Annotated in this window: 20 protein-coding genes and 1 tRNA gene; 8 read left to right on the top strand and 13 right to left on the bottom strand. The window is 43.1% G+C overall.

Annotation, left to right across the window (positions count from 1 at the left end; genetic code table 11):
- Nucleotides 1-91 precede the first annotated feature (91 nt).
- From NZ848_RS14330 to NZ848_RS14320, 3 genes are read right to left on the bottom strand one after another with little or no spacing between them, the layout of a single operon-like run.
- Entirely contained in the window at nucleotides 92-643 is a 552-nt protein-coding gene (locus NZ848_RS14330; RefSeq protein ID WP_259016054.1) for a cob(I)yrinic acid a,c-diamide adenosyltransferase, read from the bottom strand.
- Nucleotides 640-3,099 (bottom strand): hypothetical protein, encoded by a 2,460-nt coding sequence (locus tag NZ848_RS14325; RefSeq protein WP_259016053.1) that lies wholly within the window; start codon nucleotides 3,097-3,099, stop codon nucleotides 640-642. Before NZ848_RS14325 ends, NZ848_RS14330 begins: the two co-directional genes overlap by 4 nt.
- The gene (locus tag NZ848_RS14320; protein WP_259016052.1) at nucleotides 3,053-4,075 is read right to left on the bottom strand and encodes a hypothetical protein; all 1,023 of its coding nucleotides are present in this window, start codon (nucleotides 4,073-4,075) and stop codon (nucleotides 3,053-3,055) included. Before NZ848_RS14320 ends, NZ848_RS14325 begins: the two co-directional genes overlap by 47 nt.
- A gap of 178 nt (nucleotides 4,076-4,253) precedes the next feature.
- On the opposite strand from NZ848_RS14320, the gene NZ848_RS14315 reads away from it, so the two are divergent.
- The 7 genes from NZ848_RS14315 (at nucleotide 4,254) to nusG (ending at nucleotide 9,187) form a co-directional block, all read left to right on the top strand.
- On the top strand, nucleotides 4,254-4,760 hold the full coding sequence (locus tag NZ848_RS14315) for a hypothetical protein (RefSeq protein WP_253529496.1): 507 nt from the start codon (nucleotides 4,254-4,256) through the stop codon (nucleotides 4,758-4,760).
- Nucleotides 4,761-4,784: 24 nt separating this feature from the next.
- A complete protein-coding gene (locus tag NZ848_RS14310) occupies nucleotides 4,785-5,978 on the top strand; it encodes an S-adenosylmethionine:tRNA ribosyltransferase-isomerase (protein ID WP_259016051.1) in 1,194 nt (397 codons plus the stop codon).
- A 65-nt stretch (nucleotides 5,979-6,043) separates the two neighbouring features.
- Nucleotides 6,044-6,745 (top strand): porin family protein, encoded by a 702-nt coding sequence (locus NZ848_RS14305; RefSeq protein ID WP_101728100.1) that lies wholly within the window; start codon nucleotides 6,044-6,046, stop codon nucleotides 6,743-6,745.
- A 140-nt stretch (nucleotides 6,746-6,885) separates the two neighbouring features.
- On the top strand, nucleotides 6,886-8,205 hold the full coding sequence (gene tyrS, locus NZ848_RS14300; protein ID WP_259016050.1) for a tyrosine--tRNA ligase: 1,320 nt from the start codon (nucleotides 6,886-6,888) through the stop codon (nucleotides 8,203-8,205).
- Between the two features lie 130 nt (nucleotides 8,206-8,335).
- Nucleotides 8,336-8,406 (top strand) — tRNA-Trp (locus tag NZ848_RS14295).
- Between the two features lie 25 nt (nucleotides 8,407-8,431).
- Nucleotides 8,432-8,614 carry a preprotein translocase subunit SecE gene (gene secE, locus NZ848_RS14290; protein ID WP_101728098.1) on the top strand — a complete coding sequence of 61 codons (183 nt, stop codon included), beginning with the start codon at nucleotides 8,432-8,434 and terminating at the stop codon, nucleotides 8,612-8,614.
- A 21-nt stretch (nucleotides 8,615-8,635) separates the two neighbouring features.
- Nucleotides 8,636-9,187 carry a transcription termination/antitermination protein NusG gene (gene nusG / locus NZ848_RS14285; protein ID WP_101728097.1) on the top strand — a complete coding sequence of 184 codons (552 nt, stop codon included), beginning with the start codon at nucleotides 8,636-8,638 and terminating at the stop codon, nucleotides 9,185-9,187.
- Nucleotides 9,188-9,260: 73 nt separating this feature from the next.
- On the opposite strand, the gene NZ848_RS14280 is transcribed toward nusG, so the two are convergent.
- From NZ848_RS14280 to NZ848_RS14255, 6 genes are all read right to left on the bottom strand, one after another.
- Nucleotides 9,261-10,487 carry an RNA polymerase sigma factor gene (locus NZ848_RS14280; protein ID WP_259016049.1) on the bottom strand — a complete coding sequence of 409 codons (1,227 nt, stop codon included), beginning with the start codon at nucleotides 10,485-10,487 and terminating at the stop codon, nucleotides 9,261-9,263.
- A 47-nt stretch (nucleotides 10,488-10,534) separates the two neighbouring features.
- Nucleotides 10,535-10,888: a YciI family protein gene (locus tag NZ848_RS14275; RefSeq protein ID WP_259016048.1), complete on the bottom strand. Its 354-nt coding sequence runs from the start codon at nucleotides 10,886-10,888 to the stop codon at nucleotides 10,535-10,537.
- Between the two features lie 118 nt (nucleotides 10,889-11,006).
- On the bottom strand, nucleotides 11,007-11,705 hold the full coding sequence (locus NZ848_RS14270) for a hypothetical protein (protein WP_259016047.1): 699 nt from the start codon (nucleotides 11,703-11,705) through the stop codon (nucleotides 11,007-11,009).
- 82 nt (nucleotides 11,706-11,787) lie between these two features.
- Nucleotides 11,788-12,696, bottom strand: coding sequence for an alpha/beta hydrolase (locus NZ848_RS14265; RefSeq protein ID WP_259016045.1), 909 nt, complete (start codon nucleotides 12,694-12,696; stop codon nucleotides 11,788-11,790).
- Nucleotides 12,697-12,754: 58 nt separating this feature from the next.
- Nucleotides 12,755-13,924 carry a glutathionylspermidine synthase family protein gene (locus tag NZ848_RS14260; protein ID WP_259016043.1) on the bottom strand — a complete coding sequence of 390 codons (1,170 nt, stop codon included), beginning with the start codon at nucleotides 13,922-13,924 and terminating at the stop codon, nucleotides 12,755-12,757.
- Nucleotides 13,925-13,937: 13 nt separating this feature from the next.
- Nucleotides 13,938-14,618 carry a hypothetical protein gene (locus tag NZ848_RS14255; protein ID WP_259016042.1) on the bottom strand — a complete coding sequence of 227 codons (681 nt, stop codon included), beginning with the start codon at nucleotides 14,616-14,618 and terminating at the stop codon, nucleotides 13,938-13,940.
- A gap of 190 nt (nucleotides 14,619-14,808) precedes the next feature.
- Between NZ848_RS14255 and NZ848_RS14250 the strand changes: the two genes are divergently transcribed.
- Nucleotides 14,809-16,569: an ABC transporter ATP-binding protein gene (locus tag NZ848_RS14250; protein WP_253529460.1), complete on the top strand. Its 1,761-nt coding sequence runs from the start codon at nucleotides 14,809-14,811 to the stop codon at nucleotides 16,567-16,569.
- Between the two features lie 51 nt (nucleotides 16,570-16,620).
- Here NZ848_RS14250 and NZ848_RS14245 read toward each other — a convergent pair whose 3' ends face one another.
- Genes NZ848_RS14245 through NZ848_RS14230 form a run of 4 tightly spaced genes read right to left on the bottom strand, consistent with a single transcriptional unit; the run spans nucleotide 16,621 to nucleotide 19,269 of the window.
- A complete protein-coding gene (locus NZ848_RS14245; protein ID WP_259016041.1) occupies nucleotides 16,621-17,190 on the bottom strand; it encodes a precorrin-2 dehydrogenase/sirohydrochlorin ferrochelatase family protein in 570 nt (189 codons plus the stop codon).
- 1 nt (nucleotide 17,191) lies between these two features.
- Nucleotides 17,192-17,683: a GAF domain-containing protein gene (locus NZ848_RS14240; protein ID WP_259016040.1), complete on the bottom strand. Its 492-nt coding sequence runs from the start codon at nucleotides 17,681-17,683 to the stop codon at nucleotides 17,192-17,194.
- 24 nt (nucleotides 17,684-17,707) lie between these two features.
- Nucleotides 17,708-18,742 (bottom strand): Atu2307/SP_0267 family LLM class monooxygenase, encoded by a 1,035-nt coding sequence (locus NZ848_RS14235; protein ID WP_101728087.1) that lies wholly within the window; start codon nucleotides 18,740-18,742, stop codon nucleotides 17,708-17,710.
- Nucleotides 18,743-18,762: 20 nt separating this feature from the next.
- Entirely contained in the window at nucleotides 18,763-19,269 is a 507-nt protein-coding gene (locus NZ848_RS14230) for a hypothetical protein (RefSeq protein ID WP_259016039.1), read from the bottom strand.
- Between the last annotated feature and the right edge of the window lie 20 nt (nucleotides 19,270-19,289).

Below are 19,289 nucleotides of genomic sequence, written 5' to 3'. Positions count from 1 at the left end.
TCAGAAGATTTTGAGTACTATTGGTCAGTTAATTATTAGTTGGCACATCGCAAAAAAATACAAATTTTATTTAACTGTAATAGTGCCTGTATTAGAGCCGGGGTTTCCAGGTTATTTCTTCGCTGCCTAGTTCCTGTGTCATTTTGCGCGATAACACGAACAGATAATCAGACAGCCGATTCAGGTATTTTACAACCATTGGGTTTACCTCTTCTTCTTCTGCCAAACGAATCACCAGCCGTTCGGCTCTGCGGCACACCGTACGCCCCAGGTGTGCATAAGATACCGACTGATGCCCTCCGGGCAGAACAAAGGCACGCAAAGGGGGTAATTCGGTATCCATTTTATCCATTTCTTTTTCCAGTAGTGTAATGTCTTCATCAAACAGGCTGGGAATTGGTTTTTTTCTTAACTCTTCCGGCTCTGAGGCCAAATCAGCGCCGATAGTAAAAAGCCTGTCCTGAATTTCTTTCAGCACATCCCGTCTTGGTTCGTTCACGGGTTGGTCTCTTATCAGGCCTATCCATGAGTTCAACTCGTCTACCGTGCCGTAAGATTCAATCTTCAGCGCGCCTTTGCTAACCCTGCGGCCTCCTACAAGTGCGGTTGTGCCTTTGTCGCCGGTTTTGGTATATATTTTCATTTGCCTGTTAAAAAGTCTTTATAAGTACTGCACTCGTCTATTAACTGAGAAGCATAGTTGGTGCTTTGATATTTTGTTTTCAGAAGATTGAAATATGTGGCGTATTTTTCTCTTCGTAAATTCTCCAGCGTTTTGTTTATCTCTTTTTCTTTTCTGGTGCGTTCATCGTCAGGTAAAAGATAAAGGCCGTCATACAAGGCAGTATAAACCAACTCGTATCTGATTTTCTGACAGGCTGCGGCCAGATAACAGGCCTTTGCGGCATCTTCAGCCGTTGAGGCGGTTTGCATGGCCTTGTCAAAATACGCCAGCGCTTTTGCTGAGGTGTAATAATCGTCCTGTTCATTTCTCTGTTCTCCTCCGCTCCATCCTCTTCGTTGCAGAATCCAGCTATTCCCAAAATAGCTCATATTATAGCTGCCACAACCCAACAACAACCAGCTTTGGTAGTCGGCAGGGTTTTTACTAACTTTTTCTTGTAATTCGGCCATTCGAAGCGCAAATGAAAGGGGCGTAACTCTTTGTTTGGGGTTGGTATCGCCTTGCCCGTCGAGATGAAAAGGGTTTACATCCAGATACGTCTTGAATGGCTCTGCCTGCCACGTTGCAGGTGAAATATGCTGCCATGCCTCTGCTGCTTTGGTGTATTGATGTTCTGCCAGCGCCCTTCTGCCTAAAACGGTGTAAAGGTAATCATTGGTCAACCCGGTTAGTTTTATTAATCTTTTATCAAAATCATTCTGATTTTTACTGCTGAAATAACTGATAACACCATAAATAGTGGCCGAAGAGGTAGAGTCTTCAATGGCATACTGGTCGGCATTGCTCATAAAATAGGCAGTTAGCGTATTGCCATCGGTTTGTTTGGAATACCCCAGCTGAGAGGAAGTTAGCATTGATAAAAGAAAAGCTTTGGCTGTGCTTTCAGAAGAAGGTATGAACTCTTTGTTTTTTTTGCCGAAACATCCTGAAAGCCACCCGAGCGTTTTGTTTTCTTTAGATTTAGAGACAGCCGCTTCCATTTTCCGGCCAATGGCTTCTGTAAATTCATCGGTTACGGGCTGTCCGCGATATTTAGCTACAAGTATCCGGCAGGCGGCGTTAAAGTTATTAGCTACCCTGAAATTGCGCGAGTTGGAGAAGCGTTCCAGCAGGGGCATCAACTTACTTTCAATTTCGGGTGTTATATGTTCTGTTTCGCTGACAAGTAATGTCAGTTCCTGCATAGCTATCTGGTCTTGCAGGGCTTTATTGGTAGTAGGTATGGCTTTTGCTTTTTGCAATAAGTCGGCTGCTTTTTTGTAGTCTCTGGCAATAAATGTGAGATAAGCAGCTGATGTATACCAGAAAGGTGATGTTTTTAGTGAAGGATTTTCTGCAGATTCTAATGAGAAATTCAATAACTTATTGAAATACCCCGGAGCATCGGTTTTCAGATTAGCTTTTTTAAGCGAATCCAGATTCCAGTACGCATATTTCAGGTCTTCGCGGGTATTAAAAAAGAAGTCCTCATTTTTATTGATTTCACGCGCCATTACAAATTCAAGTAAGGGGCTGTTGGCATTCAGGTCTCTGATTTGCTCCATCATCGGCAGGCCATCCTGAAATGGCAGCACAGCAGTGGCGGCATATATATTGGCTCGTTCGGCATCGGTTTTGCAAAGTTTCAATGCCTCGTCTTTCAGCTTGGGCAGATACGTTCTCAGGCTCAGATACGCCTCTTTGCGGCGAGTTGGGGCATTAACAAAAATCTGAGAGAACTGGTAATATGCCTGTGTTGAGTCGCCGGCATGCACATAAGCCCCGGCCATGCGCGCACAAGCCCAATCGCTGATGAATGTCTTCGTCGGCAAAGATTTTACTAAAGAATTGTAAAAGTCAATGCTTTGTTGGGGCTTACCGGCCATATCGGCCACTTTTACAGCCTGGTAGGCCAGCCGTTCTTTTATAAAGGCATCTGTGCTTTGGTTGTATTCAGACTTTATCAGGTTTAACCAGGCCTCAAAATCGGGTTTAGTGCCAGTTCCGCCTGCTTCTGTAGGGCCGTCAGCAACAGCTATTTTTTTTGAAAACTCCAGATATTGTAGTGCATGCAAATTACCTTTTTCCTTAAGCGCCTGGCTTAGGCCTGTAGTAGTTTTGCTGCCATATCTCGGGTAAAGTTCTTCCGTTACAATACTATCTTCAATGCCAGCGTAATTGGCCCATGCTTTGGTATTGGCAGCTTCTGCAGGGTCTGTTGGTGAGTCAGCATACCAATCAGAATCATCATACAAAAACTGAGGGGTAAAGTTGTAAGGATGGAATGCAGCCTCATTACGGGCGCTTTCAGGCATGAAGAAACTCTTGAACTCGTCGTAGTCGAAGGGTTGAGGCCCACAGGCCATTAATAGTAAAATAATGACAGATTTAGTCCGGTAACCCAAACGAAAGAAAGATCTGGCAGAGCTGCTCATGGCTGTAATGAGATGTAATTTCAGGATCTAAATAATAGAATACAAATGTAAGTTTTTGTGTGGAAATTTGTTTGCTTATTGCCTTCGAACCTTTCAAAAGTTCGTCATACGTTACTTCTTCTGTTCGTATCAGGTCGCCTTTACGTAACGACATTCCAAAGGCATAAGTATCAGTTTCTACATCATATCGGTTGCCGTCTTTTCTTAAAAAAGTTTGCCTGTTCAGCGTGGCTTCGTCCAGCTTATTAACAACTGTCATGAAGCGATTGTTTCGATAAAAAACCGCCCACCTGAATATCGGGAAGGCAACATCCAGCGCCAGCGGATAATTGCTGAGCGTGGCTGTGTACTGCGAAGCCGCGTTGAGGTCAAAAATAGAGTTTTTGATATTGGGGTTTTTCCAGTCAGACATATTGTAAAACATCAGCATACCTCTGTCAACAGGCGGGATACCCGTTTTATGCGCAAACTTGATTTGGTGTAAACGAATAGTAGCCGAGAGGGTTTTATCCGGGTTTTGTTGTTTCAGTAATTCAAGTAAGCGAAAATATTTCTGCCTGGTGCTGATAGTCCAGTCGCAATCAATCTGGATTTCATTAAAATACAGACCCGACCATACCTTCATCAACTGAGTTTGCATGAAGTTTGCCAGGTTCTTTATATCGGCATACGTTAATTGTTTGAGGGTCTGGTTGGTAATAAAAACGGCAGGGACCAGCGTAATGGTTTTAGGAGGCAGCTCATCAAACTGTACAGGGGCTTTTGTGGCAGGCGCATTGGCTTTAAAATCCCAGTCTATATCAAAGGCTTTAATGTAAAGTTTGTTGATATGGCAGGTATCAAGTGTTTTTTTGTCGGCTTCGGTCAATTTAAACGACGATTTCCAGTAATAAAACCCTCTGGTCAGGTCTTTGGGTGGTGTATCTGTTCTGCAGGACTGAATAAGCAGAACAATCAAAAACAGGTGAAATCGCATAAACAGGTGCCCACTTAAAAGTTTGCCAAATATACAAAGGGGTAGAATGAAAAAAGTTTTTTTGAGAAAAATCTAAATCTGTAATGTACCTTTGCCATTAAAATTGGTCGTGCTACCCGATGCATTTGTTTTAGAAAGTGATTTGCAGAGTAGCCTGTAAATCAAAAATTTCCTTCTGATGTCTATATCAAATATATTTTTCAGCTTGTGGCGTAAAGTATCTATGCCATTTTTAGCTATTACTTTAATTGTTTGTTATTTTACTTTTCCTGATGACGTAGCCGTTCATCATACTTCATCGGGCAGGCCTGATGACTTCATCAGTAAGCAAGACTTCTTTTATATCGCTTTTGGTACCATCATCGTATTTAATTTTCTGCTGAACCTGCTCAAAAGCCAGGTACTAAGATTGAATTTTGCACAGCTAAACCAGAAAAGCCTGTGGGCCAAAAATACAGATGCGTTGAGACAGTTGCTAGCCACCTGGTTTGATGTTTTCATAGCGGTTATTAATACCTACATGATTTTCTTTTTGCTGGCGCTGAGCCGTGTGAATCGCTCGGAAGACCAGAAACTGGATATTAATTACGACTGGTTTGTTTTGGCTGGTGCAGTTATTCTGCTTGTGGTTATATTTTATCTGCCCGTTAAATTATTGTACACCAATCCTGAAACAAAGGAATAAGTGTAGCCTATAGATTCGGAAAGTATGATAAACCTTGATTTAGATAAATATACGTATCATCTGCCAGATGAGCGAATCGCCCGGTTTCCGGTTGAACCCCGTGATGTGTCTAAACTACTGGTTTACAAAGACTCTTTAATAAGCGAAGACCGTTTCTATAACCTGGCAGCGCACCTGCCGAAAGAATCTTTTCTGGTTTTCAACAACACAAAAGTGATTCCCGCTAGGCTTTATTTTCAAAAAGAAAGCGGAGCGTTGATTGAGATTTTCCTGCTGAATCCTGTTGCACCTTCCACGGTCATATCGCAGGTAATGGAAACGCGCGATACCTGTACGTGGGCCTGCATGATTGGTAATAAGAAAAGGCTGAAGGGCAGGCTTACGGGTAAATACAGCGTTCATGCTAAAGATGATCTGGAACTGGTAGCAGAACTGGTTGACAACGAAAAAAACTATGTGCAGTTTACCTGGAATAACCCTGAACTGACCTTCGCAGAGATTGTTCGTTTTTTTGGCCAGATTCCGTTGCCACCTTACCTGAAACGAGAAACCGAAGAGAAGGATTACGATACCTACCAGACCGTTTATTCTAAAAACGACGGTGCCGTGGCTGCCCCCACAGCAGGGCTGCATTTTACCGAAAAAGTGTTGTTCGACCTGGTTACTAATGATATTGAATACGATTTCATAACCCTGCACGTAGGGGCAGGGACGTTTCAGCCCATTAAGGTGCAGAATGTGGTAGAACACCAGATGCACTCTGAACAGATTGTGTTTGAAAAAGACTTTATAAAAAAACTGCTTGCGAATAGGGCATTTGTGATACCAGTGGGCACAACCTCTATGAGGTCGCTTGAAAGCCTGTACTGGTTTGGCGTGAAACTGTTGGAAGGGAATGAGACTTTCTTTATTGAAAAGCTGTTTCCGTATCAATGGCAGAACGAAGTCAGCATTGAGGCATCGTTGCAGGCTGTGTTAAACTACATGGACCTGAAAAACATAGAACAACTGATTGGCGAAACCGAGATTTTCATTTTTCCGGGCTATCAGTTCAGAATCTGTAAAGGAATTATTACCAATTTTCATCAGCCCGACTCAACCCTTATTCTGCTTGTAGCAGCCTTGGTAGGCGATAACTGGAGAACAATCTATGATTTTGCGCTTGAAAATAACTTTCGTTTTCTCAGTTATGGTGATTCTTCGCTACTGATTCCGTAATTTTGCCAATCAAATTTCGTTATGGTTTAAAACCGCTATTCTAAAAATATCTTTAATATCCGCTGATGGAACAAATACACAGTCAAAAGCAATCAAAAAATACACTTACAGTAGGTCTCACTTCGCTGCTTCTTATCGTTAGTTTGCTATCATCTGCCCAGATACGGCCATTGAGCCAGTATGGCTTTAAGGTGGGTACGGGTATATCGAAAACAATTATTGTTGATAACCCCAGTAATATTATACCCAAGTTCAGAAATGACTACAATGCGGGTTTGTTCTATCGTCTTAATCTGAAGAAATTCAGTATCCAGCCAGAAGTATATTATCAGGTAAGAGGGGGCAGCTTTAAGGCTTCTACCAATTTTGCCGAAACCGGCAATACCATTTTACGTAATCAGTACCGGTACATTAGCGTACCTGTGTTATTTGGTTATGAGGTAGCCAAAAATATTTCAATTGTGGCAGGGCCAGAGTACGGCTATGCCATAAATGCCGGAACCAGCCGGGGGCCATATAACCAGCATGACCTGAACGTAGTAGGTGGCCTGCGAATTGATATGCTGGATGTGGCTCATTTGTTTAGTATTAATATCCGGTATGTTCATGGTTTATCTAATACAACAAATAAAACTTACACCCCGACTGGCAAGGCCCCGATACCTTTGGAGTTCCAGAACAGAACGCTTCAGATTTCGGCAACTTATAATTTCAGCGATTATTTCAACTGGTGGAGGAAACACGGCGACAAGAAAAAAAAGAAATAAATTTAGTAACGATGATTTGTTAAATCGTTTGTAAGTTTGCAACAGAAATAAGTGCCACGCCCCGCAAAGCGTGGCACGCTTATTAAATATACGTTTTAAATTTCCCGCCGCTTGCGGGCGTGCCGACGAATCGGTTGAGTATGAATTTTATTGAAGAATTACGCTGGCGTGGTATGTTGCAAGACGCCATGCCGGGCACAGAAGACCAGCTGAACAAAGAAATGACCGCCGGGTATATCGGGTTTGACCCAACGGCCAGGTCGTTACATATAGGTAATCTGGCAACTGTTATGTTGCTGAAACATTTTCAGCTGGCAGGCCACAAACCTTATGCACTGGTAGGCGGAGCAACCGGAATGGTGGGTGACCCCTCAGGTAAATCGGCCGAGCGTCAGTTTTTGTCAGAAGAAACACTGAAAGAAAACCAGGATGCCATTCGTGCGCAATTGTCTAAATTTCTGGATTTTGATTGTGGGGTAAACTCGGCCGAGATAGTTAATAACTACGACTGGTTTAAGGAAATAGGCTTTTTGCAGTTTCTGCGCGAAGTAGGCAAGTATCTGACGGTTAATTACATGATGTCTAAAGACTCTGTAAAAAACCGTTTGCAAACCGGTATTTCGTTCACCGAGTTTTCATATCAGTTGTTGCAGGGTTACGATTACTACTGGCTATATAAAAATAAAGGCGTACGTATTCAGATGGGCGGTTCTGACCAGTGGGGTAACATCACAACCGGTACAGAGCTTATCAGAAGGAAAGAATCGGCCATTACCGGCGAAGATAACAGCGAGGATGCGGCAGATTATCAGGCATTTGCACTGACTACCCCATTAGTAACCAAAGCAGACGGAACCAAGTTTGGTAAGTCTGAAGGTGGCAACGTATGGTTAGATGCGGGCATGACCTCGCCTTATGCTTTCTACCAGTTCTGGCTTAACCAGAACGACGCCGATGTGCCGCGTTTATTGCGGGTATTTACTTTATACTCAAAAGCTGAAATTGAAGAGATTGAAAAGCAGCATGCCGAAGCGCCGCATCTGAGATTTGCCCAGAAGGCCTTAGGTAAAGATGTAACCATTCGGGTACACGGTGAAGCGCAATATGAGCTGGCCGTGAAGGCGTCGGAGGTTTTATTTGGAAAAGCTACCCTTGAAACCCTGCAAAGTCTGGACGAAAATACCTTTACCAGTGTTTTTGAAGGTGTGCCTCAAACTGAAATCAGTAAAGAAGAGTGGGATATCTGCACCAACGTGCTTGATTTGATATCGTCAGTAACCCGCAATGAAGTATATGCCTCTAAAGGCGAAGCCCGCAGAGCCATACAGGGTAACGGGGTGAGCATTAACAAAGAGAAAATTACCGACGAGAAACTGGCGTTATCGTCTTTGCAATTACTGCAGGGCAAATATCTGCTGGTAGGTAAGGGCAAGAAGAATCATATTGTGAAAATAAGCTGATACCGGCAGCCGCCGGCTGATGCAGCAAATAAAAATATTACCAAAGATTATTAGTTATTTTATTGATTGATTTGGCAAGAATAAAAAAACTATCTATCTTTGCAACCCCAAAGGATTTTTGGTAATATACACGGGCATAGTATAAGGGTAGTACGAGGGTCTCCAAAACCTTTGGTCTGGGTTCGAATCCTGGTGCCCGTGCAAGTAAAAAGAACATAAAAATTTTATGGTAGAATTTTTCAAAAACTCTTGGGTAGAAGTAACCAAAGAGGTAACCTGGCCAAAGTGGAGTGAGCTGCAATCAAGTGCTACACTTGTATTGGTGGCATCAATTATTTTTGCTTTGGTTGTGGGTGTTATTGATTTTTTGATTGAGAACGGTCTCCGTTTATTTTATCAATCAGTGTAAAACCTTAAATTTTTGCTAACGATGAGCGAAATTAATTGGTATGTTGTAAGAGCAGTTTCGGGGCAGGAGAAGAAGATTAAGTCCTACATCGAGAATGAAGCCATTCGTCGCAAATTAAGTGATCTGGTTCCTACAATTTTAATTCCATCGGAAAAAATAACCGAAGTGCGTAACGGTAAAAAACGTGTACGTGAGAAAAGTTATTTTCCGGGCTATATTCTTGTGAATGCCGACCTGAACAATGGTGAGGTATTGCACATGATTAAAAGTATGCCGGGTGTTATTGGCTTTCTTGGCCGTAACAACGGTACCTCAATGACTCCGGAGCCTCTTCGTCAGTCAGAAATTAACCGTATCTTAGGTGTACAGGAAGAGGTTATAGGTGAGGTGATTTCTCCAACATTAACGTTCACCAAAGGCGAGAATGTAAAAGTTATCGACGGGCCATTCAGTGGTTTCGACGGTACTGTGGAAGAAATAAACGAAGACAAGAAAAAACTAAGCGTAAGCGTAAAGATTTTCGGTCGCAGTACTCCTGTAGAACTTGGTTACGTACAAGTAGAAAAGATGTAATACAAGATATTATTCGCACAAAAGTCCCTTCTGCCCAGGTAGAAGGGACTTTTGTTTTTAGGTTATACCTGGCTCATAAAGCATCTATCTGTCGCTTTATTACCTGTTTGTCAGCCTGTGTTTTGGCTAATTGATACGCCTGCTCAAAGTGATTTCTGGCTTTAGCTGTGTCGGTATCTTTGTATAACTCACCCAAAAGGGTAAAGTAATAGGGGTTATCGGGCAGATTCAATTTCCCGGCTTCGGTAATAGCTTTTGCTTTGCCATGCACCTTAGAGAACGCAAAGGTGCGGTTCAATGCCGCTATGGGCGAATATTCCAGCATCAGAAGCTGGTTATAAAGCTTTAGTATTTGCTCCCATTTCTCAAAAGTATCGGCTTTAAAGGTATGCCAGTAGGCAATGCCTGCTTCCAGATGATATCTGGACACCTGTTGGCCTTTAGAAGCCAGGTGTAGGTAATTCATCCCCTTTTCAATCAATTCTTTGTTCCATAGACTTTCGTCCTGCTCCTGGTATAGAATTATTTCTCCGTTTGCATTTTTACGCGCCTCAAACCTTGAGGCATGAAAACACATCAATGATAGCAAGGCGTTTGCCTCCGGTTTGTTAGTGGTTTCATTCTCAATGAGCATATAGGTAAGTCGCATGGCTTCCAGGCAAAGGTCATTACGGAGAACAGCATCCTGGCTTTCGGAATAATAACCTTCATTAAAGAGCAGATACAGGGTGCGCAGCACAGCATTTAACCGGCTGGGTATCTCAGTTTCAGGCGGAAACTCAATGGCTACTTTTTCGGTTCGCAGTTTCTCCTTTGCTCTGTAAAGCCTTTTATTGATGGTTTCTTTATTAGTCAGAAAAGCCGTGGCTATTTCATCTATCCCAAAACCGCAAAGAATGCGCAATGCCAGCCCTATCTGCGCTTCAATAGCAATAGAGGGGTGGCACACAGCAAAGAGCATCTGTAGCTGGCTGTCTGTCATGTTTTTGTCTGACAGGTCAATTTCTACCTCCTGGCTTGTGGTTGCTTCCGATGAAACCAAAGGGCCCACTTTTTCATTAAAAATCAGATTACGGGCAATGATATTCCTGGCCTTGTTTTTAGCAACCGCATAGAGCCAGGCGGTAGGGTTGGGCGGGATGCCCCGGTAAGGCCATGTTTCAAAGGCCAGCAGAAAGGTATCGCCGGCTATGTCTTCGGCGGTTTCAATATGTGCTATACCCATCAGTTTTGACAACACCACGGTTATCTTCCTGAACTCGGTTCTGAACAAATGTGGTATGAGTTCCTGATGCTGCATAGGGTTTGGGTGAGCCCTTACCATTACGGGAAGGGCTGCGCTGATTTTTAATGAACACCATCACCTTTGGCCACTTTTCTTACTTCTACGGTGTTGCCTTCTCCCTGCAAAACAGGGCATCCTTTAGCAAATTCAACGGCTTCGTCTATCGATTCGGCTTTTACAACAATGTACCCCCCGAGTGTTTCTTTTATATCACCAAACGGGCCATTGGTTACTACGTTGTTATGATGTACTACTCTGGCGTGGTCGTGAGGCAGGCCGTTGCCACCTACAAATTTGTTCTGAGCCGCAATGCCGCCAATCCAGTCCATAGTTTGTTTCATCCAAACCTGCATTTGTTCGGGAGATGCCACCTTGCTGCCATCTTCATGTCTGAAAATCAATAGGTATTCGTCCATTTTTTTAAGCGTTTAACGGTTTTGAAATGTTTTCAGTAACATAACAATTGAGTTGAAGCGGATTGGACAGGGCAATCGAAAATTAACATAAAAATACCAATGCTTGTCATGGAAGCCATTAATCTTTCACAATCCTCAATTTTGAAGCATTCTGCTGGCTGAGTGTTATGTATGTAAGATTGACAGCTGTGAGCCTTAATTCTGTTTGTACACGTGCGAGACAGGTAAGTGCGCTTGATTTATTGATGCGCGCAATAACATGGTTAAAAGAACAACTTGGGTCGAGCACATAATTACAGGCCTTATTGGTTGTGAGTGTAAGATTCTCAATTTCGCAGCTAACAAAGCGGATATAACTGCTCCGGCTATTGACTGTAAGTCTATTAGTGGCAAGGTCTGAGAAGATGGTCTGGGTGGCTTCGCCCCAGTAGGATTGTAAATCGGGCGAATGCAGGTAAATCTGTCTTTGTATGGGCTTTTCTTCGGTTGATTTGGGAGTTTTAAGGGTGTGTATGATCAGGGTATCGCCTTTAAAAGTTAATTCAACATATTTCATGAAATTGCGGTGCATTTCAATATATGATTTCCGGTCGGCCTCCAGATACACTTTCACAGGGCCAAGGTCGCAATTAACCACTACATGTTTAAAGGGTCTCAAAACTATTTTTTTGAAGGGGGGCTGTTGAGCCAGAGAGTCATATTCGGCAAGGCCTTCAACTTCTTTTTTGTTTTTGGGGAGGCTGAAATAATACCAGATACCACTTGCAATAACAACCAATACCATAATACTATTAAACCACCTGCGCTTGCTTACCATTTTTAAATTTTTAACTGAGACCAGAAAAGAATATGGCTTATTAATGCCTGTAAATATGGTTTAAACGAATTTCTAAAATGGCTTAGTATTTCAATTCGGTTTTCAGAAAATCAATAATCTTGTCTTTGATGTAGGCTTCATCAAACATTTCGCCGTAATGCGGCGCATCTTTTACAATAATCAGGTGATTTTTTACATGCGCTAACGTTAGCCATGATCTCAGTAGTTTAGACTGATTCTGTGGAACCGATGGGTCTTTTTCGCCCTGAATAATCAGGAATGGCGCGTCATTTTTATCTATATAAGTAACAGGGCTGGCCTGTTTTGCCAGGTCTGGTCGGTCAATTGGTGAGGCGCCAAGTAGCATACTTACGGCATCAACTGTTCCTTTGGGTTGTTCTGGTTTTAGCATGGCCAGAAAATCAGCAGGCCCGTAAAAATCTACCACAGCAGCAATTCTGAATGAGTTTTTGCTTCCGGCAGCCAAAAACGAAGGCACACCGTTGTTATGCGAAAGCGCCAGCAAAGAAGCCAGATGCCCACCCGCCGAAAAGCCCATCAAGGCTATTTTGTCTTTGTTATAGCCATATTTTCCGGCATTCTGATATAGAAACTCAACTGCCTGATTACAATCTTGTATTTGTGCCGGAAAAACAGCTTGTGTGCTGTGGCGGTAATCAATAGAAGCAAGAGCAAAACCATTATTGAGCAGCGCATGGATGGTCTTCTTCATGTAGCTCATGTCGGCATATTTATCGTTCTGCATCCAGCCACCACCATGCACCCATACTACCAGCGGCATACCGGCTTTGGCATTGGCAGGTAAGTAAATATCCAACAGATGCTTTTGCAGGGTATCTTTAGCGTAAGGTATATTACCATGAAGCCGGGTGCCCGCCGGAAAAAACGAGATAACCTTATTTGCTGGCTGCCCGAATGCAAAAGAGGAAATTAAAATGCATAAAAGCAGCGAAGTAACCGGGCTTTTCATGATTTAACTATTGGTTTAAATTATAAATATAAACAAAATGCCCGATTGGGCAACAAAGTTAGTCAATTACATGCCCACAAAACTGAGCGGTGTTGTCAATAATTTTACCTCCTTTTCTAAAACCCAGGCCACAGGCTTCGCCTGCAAAAAATACTCCTGCCTGATAATATTTACCGGCATTATCTTTCAGAAATTCGGTGTATTCCTGAAAAACAGTGTTCTGTTCAAAGTATTCACCGTCTTTATGTTCAAGAGATGCACCGTCGGCTGTCAGGATTCTCACGTTAGCTCCTTCACGGCCAAACAACACTTTTTCTACGCTGGCTTTGCCAGCAAGCGCTTGAGATTCCGTCTGTAATAAAAGCGGGTGGTCTGGGTTTAGCTCCCATAAAACTTTCAGAATACCCTTCGACTGAAACAGCAGGGTATAGGCCGGGTTTAGTACCACCGCTTTTTGGTTAATAACTATTTCGGTCAGTATATCTGCCAGTTCCGGTTCGTCCCAGCCAATATATTCCCACGGAATCAGCTTAAACCAATAGTCATATCTGGTAAAGCTGCCATCTTTAGGGTTTTGTTTGTAGATACCTTCAATGGCAGAAAACTCCACCTCGTCTATATATTCAAAAGCTACTTCAAATCCTGCTTCTCTGGCGGCCTCCCCCAATACCTGCATATTGGTGTCGTCTTCCGGGAAATCTCTCATGGTAGAGATTAACAGAGAAGGCTCAAAGCCGGGATTCTCAATCTGCACTTGCCTGAAGTTCTCTACCAGACTTTCGTAAAGCGTATTAAACTGACGGCTTTCATCCAGATTATTGGCTTTCAACGATGCCCACTGAATAATGGCGGTTTCTGGTATGCAGGTGGCGGTATCTGCATTAAATTCTATCAGCTTTATGGGCTGTCCATCCAATCCGCCGCTCAGGTCAAATCTGCCATATAAATGCCAGTGTTTGTCGGCGTCCCATGAGTATCTTACCAGTCTGTGCAGATTTTCAGGTATGCCCAGTTCTTCCAGCCGGTTGTTATCCAGCACGTGTTGAGCGGCTTCAATGTACAGTTCGTATAGCTCGTTGGCTGCTTCATAATATGCTTCAGCTTCCTGCTCAGTAACTATTGCGGCATCATCTGTAATATACGGCAATGTATCTTCACCCAACATCCAGTCCCAACCGGCATTTCGTAATGAGGTTTGAGGTGGTATCAGTAATTTTCTAAATTTCATGTATCAGATATATTTATGAATGATGGCTGTCGTGGCTTGAACTGCGGAAAAACCCGGTTTTGCCACCCGCGGGCCTGGCCATAGTGGTTCTTGAATGGTTAATGCTCTGGTGGATTTCGCCTGAGCGCTGAAAGGCAGCCGTGGTAGCATAGTACCTCATCATACCGCCGCCATAATATCCATGTCTGCGATGAGAAGAAGAATCTCTTCTTGAACCTGAGCTTTGGCTGAAACCGTTAGAGGTGTTGATGTCTGGCCTGTATTGGGCATAATTGGGGCTCATGGTTTTGGCCAGCAGGTAGCCCATACCTCCATATAGCAAGGCATTAGATAGATTGTTGTTCTGCCCTATGTGGCTGGCATTTGTACGTACCTCATTATCAATCAAAGCCTTTACTGCTCTGGGCGAAAGTGTATCCTTTTTGCCATCCAGATAAGTTACAATGGCTTTTGAGCTATCGGCCGGCACTTCAATCTCGTCGGTAATTTTAAACTCACCTTTAGCCGTTTCAGTTATATAAGTTCTTACCCCTTTTGTAAAAACCTCTACTTCTTCATATTCATAGTCACTGTCAGAGTCGTTGTTGCAACTCTGCACGGTAAAGCTGCTTCCTAAAACAGCCAGTGCCAATGTACTGCTGATGGTAATATCCTTTACTTTCCTGATGAAAGCACGGGTACTAATGGGTGTCATAATTCGGTTTAGTTTTGAGTAACAAAGGTTTCCTAAAAGTAAAGATAAACAAAGCAGGATTGGAAGAACGGTTATTTCTACTAAAAATGTGGGTAAAAATTGATGTAGCAAGTCTGAAAACGTTTGGAATTATTTAGAGAAGCAGTTTGTTGATGCTTTATAACCTACGACATTTCCAAAGAAAAATCTGATGAAACTTCTTTTACATTATTTAAGCCGCTACCGTTGGCAGGTGGTGCTGGCATTGTTTCTGGCGGCTGTTAACCAGACTTTCTCTTTACTGGATCCATATATTTTTGGGAAACTGATTGATAAATACGCCAATCGGGCCAAAGATTTTGCCGAACCTGACTTTATGAAAGGGGTACTGCTGATGCTCCTGGCGATTATCGGTGTGGCTATGGTAAGCCGTATTGCCAAAACGTTGCAAGACTACGTTGTAAACATGGTAATTCAGAAACTGGGCGCCAGTGTGTTTACTGATGGCCTCAGGCACACCCTTAAATTGCCTTATCAGCAATTTGAAGACCAGCGAAGCGGAGAAACACTATCTGTTTTGCAGAAAGTGCGTACCGATTCTGAGAAGTTTATTACCTCTTTTATTAATGTGGCGTTTACGTCTCTGGTGGGTATTGTTTTCCTGACTATCTATTCGTTAAGTGTTAATTCATGGCTGATAGCTATATACTTTACAGGTGCCTTTTCACTGGCAGCCCTTACGAGGGTACTGAGCAGGAAAATAAAGGAGATTCAGGGTGTTATTGTAAAAGAAACAACGGCACTGGCTGGTACCACAACTGAATCATTACGGAATATAGAGTTAATTAAAAGCCTTGGACTAACAGCGCAGGAGATTAAACGATTAAACCAAAATACGTTCAAGATTCTTCAACTGGAGCTTAAAAAAGTACGAGGCGTGCGCAGTATCAGTTTCATACAGGGTACGTTTGTTAATTTTTTGCGCCAGTGCATCCTGTTTATTTTATTGTTCCTGATATTCAGAGACCAAATGACGGTAGGGCAGTTATTGAGTTTACAGTTCTATTCGTTTTTTGTGTTTGGCCCTATGCAGGAAATTGGCAATGTGATTATTGCGTATCGGGAAGCTGAGGCCTCATTAAATAACTTTGACAAATTGCTGAAAAAGCCGATTGAAGTAACGCCTGAGTTTCCGACACATCTGGGTGTGGTAAGACATCTGAAATTTGACAATGTGAGTTTTAAGCATTTAACTGCAAACGCTAATGCATTAGACCAAGTGAACTTTGAAGTAAACGAAGGGCAAACAGTTGCTTTTGTGGGGCCTTCAGGCTCTGGCAAAACCACTTTGGTGAAGTTGCTGGTAGGTTTGTATAATCCGTCAAGTGGGGTAATTCATTACAATAACCTGCCGTCAGACCGAATAAATATTGAAGAGCTACGCACACAGATTGGCTTTGTAACGCAAGATACACAGTTGTTTTCGGGCACAATTAAAGAAAACCTCTTGTTTGCACATCCAACCGCCACTGATGATGAAATTATGGAGGCACTCAATAAAGCTGCCTGCCAGACATTGCTTGCCCGTGCCGATAATGGCATTGAATCAGTTATTGGAGAAGGTGGCATTAAGATTTCGGGTGGTGAAAAACAAAGACTTTCTATTGCCAGGGCATTGTTGAGGAATCCGAAAATTTTTGTTTTTGATGAGGCTACCTCTGCCCTTGATTCACTTACCGAAGAAGAAATTACCAATACCGTAAAAGCTGTAACAGCGCTGGGAGATTACATTACCGTTATGATTGCGCACCGCCTGAGTACCGTTATGCACGCCGACAAAATTTTTGTTCTGGAGCAGGGCCGTATTATTGAAGTAGGCAGGCATGAAGAACTGCTGGCCGAAAAAGGTTTGTACTATGCTATGTGGAGACAGCAGATAGGGGAGCGGAAAAACACGCTGGCAGTAGCCTGAAACTGTTGAATTTGCGAATAAAAAATGCCCCTGAGCAATCAGGGGCATTTTTTATTGGTTTCGCATTACCTTGGTAATCTCGTTCAGTTTCTGCACTTTGTCCTGAAAATCCCCTTTCAGTTTGTTTCTGATGGCCTGCAGGTTGTCGAGGGTTTCCTGAAGATTATCAGGTAAGATTTCCTCCAGTATTTCTCTGAAACGCTTGGCAAAAGTCGGCGACTTACCATTGGTTGAAATGGCGATTTTTAAATCATCTTTCTGCACCACCGAGCTCAGGTAAAAATCGCACAGGTCGGGGGTATCAGCAATATTAACCATTATTTTTCTGGCTTTGCAATCTATCTGTACCTGTTGATTCACCGATTTATCATCTGTTCCGGCAATTACCAAATCAATGCCATGGAGGTACTGGCTGTCATACTTTTCAAAAACAAGGGTCAGGTCATGGCTTTGTGCCAGATGCCTGATTTCTTCTTTTATCTCAGGCGCTACCAGTGTGATTTTCGCTTTGGGTGAGTTTTTCAATACGGCTTCCAGCTTTTCAAGACCTACGTTTCCACCGCCTACAATAAGCGTATGCAGGTGCTCAAGTTTCAGAAATATCGGAAACAGTGTGTTCATATCAAAGCGTAAAAGTCTTTTGTAATAATTGCATCATTTTCTCAAGCCCGTCTTTATCTACCTCCGAGAAATCATCCAGTTCATCGCTGTCAACATCCAGCACCATAGCTACCTGGCCGGTTTGGTCAAAAACAGGTACCACGATTTCTGACTTTGAGGCCGAACTACAGGCAATATGCCCCGGGAATTTGTCTACATCAGGTACTATCACTGTTTCTCTTGTGCGGTAGCAATAGCCGCATACGCCTTTATCAAAATTAATGCGTGTGCAGGCTAAGGGCCCCTGAAACGGCCCCAGCACCAATTGATTTTCTTTCTTTATATAGAAGCCTACCCAGAAAAAACCGAATGCCTCTTTCAAAACGGCCGCTATATTGGCCAGATTGGCAATGGTGTCTGTTTCTGTACTGATTAACGCTTCTACCTGGGGCAACAGGCTGTCGTAAATCTCTTTGCGAGTTGCTGTTTGTGGTATATATAAGGTCTCGGCCATCAATTTCCGGTTTTAAAATTATTCTTATGCTTTCAAGGCTTTTCTTACCTCGGGGGCTACCACTGAGCCAAACAGCTCAATGGTTTTTAATATTTTGGCGTGAGGAATGTCTCCCTTTACCATCTGTGCCAAAAAGCGTGTATGGCCAAAAAGTTCTGACTGATAGAGTATTTTGTCGATTACCTGCTGCGGACTACCTACAAACAAAGGGCCGTCAGGTAAGCATGAAAGTTCGAAATGCTCACGGGTTATGGGTGACCACCCGCGTTCTCTACCCACCCGGTTCATCAGTTTTTCGTATGACGGCCAGAACTCGTCCTCCGCTTCCTGCGAGGTGTCGGCAATATAAAACTGCGAGTTGATACCTAACTGAAAAGTGGCAGGGTTATGCCCGGCTTCTTTGAACGACTGCTTGTAAAGGTTTACAAACGGCACATACTGGCTGGGTCTGCCTCCTAAGATGGCCAGTGTCATAGGCAGGTTCATTTTACCTGCTCTGATAGCCGATGCCGGAGTGCCACCAACGGCAAGCCAGATGGGCAATGACTCCTGAATGGGTCTTGGATACACACCCAATTTGTAAATGGGCGCTCTGTGTTTACCTTTCCAGGTTATGATTTCCGACTGGTTGATTTTTGAAAGTAAATCGAGTTTTTCTATAAACAACTCGTTATAGTCTTGCAAATCATAACCAAATAATGGGAAAGACTCTGTAAATGAACCCCTGCCTGCCAGTATCTCGGCACGACCGTTTGAGATGAGGTCGAGCGTAGAAAAGTTCTGGAATGTCCGGACCGGGTCTGCAGAGCTTAAAACCGTTACTGAACTTGACAAACGTATATTTTTAGTAACCGCAGCAATGGCAGCCAAAGCCACTTCTGGCGCTGAAATGATAAAATCAGGGCGGTGATGCTCGCCTACTGCAAAAACGTCTAAGCCTACCTCGTCTGCCAGTTTGCCTTCTGCAATTAATTCCTGCATGCGTTCGTGTGCATTAACTGCTTTACCTGCTACACCATCAGGATGCACCTCGCCAAATGTACTGATACCTAGTTCCATGAAAATCTGTTGTGGGAGTTTTATGCCGGGATATTGACGTTATTGAAAAATCTTTTCAGATAGCTTTCTGATGCTTTAATCTGCCAGTTGGTTGACAAGTCGGCCAATGTTTGAATATGATTGTTGTTCACGAAAACAACCGTATCAGCAGCGATTAATCCGCTTTCTATGGCTTTTTTAGGCTGGAAAATAGAAAAAGTTTTTATTTCGCTACCATCAAGGTAGGCCTGCGAGCGGTCGAAGAAATCAACATTCAGTTGTTCGCCCAGTTCTTTAAACCAACGGGTAGAAGCATCTATTGAACAACCGCTGGCTTCGTACTGGCTTTCGTCAAGGGCAATAATTACAAAACGATTCAGCAGCACTTTTACTGAAGCTAATAGTGCAGTGCCGTGAGCCGCCCACTTGGTTACAGCAGGTTGAAGTGTAGTTTCAACTAAAGAAACCTCATTATCGGTTAGTGTACGGTTAGCCTGGTATATCCAGATGCGCGCGCTCTGAGGTAATTGTTCAAAAGAAATATACATACTACAGGTTTTTATTCTGT

The organism is Emticicia fluvialis (assembly GCF_024793945.1).
Taxonomy (GTDB): Bacteria; Bacteroidota; Bacteroidia; order Cytophagales; family Spirosomataceae; genus Emticicia; species Emticicia fluvialis.
This window is presented reverse-complemented; position numbering and strand designations above follow the sequence as displayed.

Coding starts and splice junctions, on each gene's coding strand:
- tyrS (WP_259016050.1), top strand. CDS start 6,886: ATGAATTTTATTGAAGAATTACGCTGGCGTGGTATGTTGCAAGACGCC.
- NZ848_RS14245 (WP_259016041.1), bottom strand. CDS start 17,190: ATGAACACACTGTTTCCGATATTTCTGAAACTTGAGCACCTGCATACG.
- NZ848_RS14255 (WP_259016042.1), bottom strand. CDS start 14,618: ATGACACCCATTAGTACCCGTGCTTTCATCAGGAAAGTAAAGGATATT.
- NZ848_RS14315 (WP_253529496.1), top strand. CDS start 4,254: ATGTCTATATCAAATATATTTTTCAGCTTGTGGCGTAAAGTATCTATG.
- NZ848_RS14250 (WP_253529460.1), top strand. CDS start 14,809: ATGAAACTTCTTTTACATTATTTAAGCCGCTACCGTTGGCAGGTGGTG.
- NZ848_RS14310 (WP_259016051.1), top strand. CDS start 4,785: ATGATAAACCTTGATTTAGATAAATATACGTATCATCTGCCAGATGAG.
- NZ848_RS14305 (WP_101728100.1), top strand. CDS start 6,044: ATGGAACAAATACACAGTCAAAAGCAATCAAAAAATACACTTACAGTA.
- NZ848_RS14270 (WP_259016047.1), bottom strand. CDS start 11,705: ATGGTAAGCAAGCGCAGGTGGTTTAATAGTATTATGGTATTGGTTGTT.
- nusG (WP_101728097.1), top strand. CDS start 8,636: ATGAGCGAAATTAATTGGTATGTTGTAAGAGCAGTTTCGGGGCAGGAG.
- NZ848_RS14260 (WP_259016043.1), bottom strand. CDS start 13,924: ATGAAATTTAGAAAATTACTGATACCACCTCAAACCTCATTACGAAAT.
- NZ848_RS14275 (WP_259016048.1), bottom strand. CDS start 10,888: ATGGACGAATACCTATTGATTTTCAGACATGAAGATGGCAGCAAGGTG.
- NZ848_RS14330 (WP_259016054.1), bottom strand. CDS start 643: ATGAAAATATATACCAAAACCGGCGACAAAGGCACAACCGCACTTGTA.
- NZ848_RS14240 (WP_259016040.1), bottom strand. CDS start 17,683: ATGGCCGAGACCTTATATATACCACAAACAGCAACTCGCAAAGAGATT.
- secE (WP_101728098.1), top strand. CDS start 8,432: ATGGTAGAATTTTTCAAAAACTCTTGGGTAGAAGTAACCAAAGAGGTA.
- NZ848_RS14265 (WP_259016045.1), bottom strand. CDS start 12,696: ATGAAAAGCCCGGTTACTTCGCTGCTTTTATGCATTTTAATTTCCTCT.
- NZ848_RS14280 (WP_259016049.1), bottom strand. CDS start 10,487: ATGCAGCATCAGGAACTCATACCACATTTGTTCAGAACCGAGTTCAGG.
- NZ848_RS14235 (WP_101728087.1), bottom strand. CDS start 18,742: ATGGAACTAGGTATCAGTACATTTGGCGAGGTGCATCCTGATGGTGTA.
- NZ848_RS14230 (WP_259016039.1), bottom strand. CDS start 19,269: ATGTATATTTCTTTTGAACAATTACCTCAGAGCGCGCGCATCTGGATA.
- NZ848_RS14325 (WP_259016053.1), bottom strand. CDS start 3,099: ATGAGCAGCTCTGCCAGATCTTTCTTTCGTTTGGGTTACCGGACTAAA.
- NZ848_RS14320 (WP_259016052.1), bottom strand. CDS start 4,075: ATGCGATTTCACCTGTTTTTGATTGTTCTGCTTATTCAGTCCTGCAGA.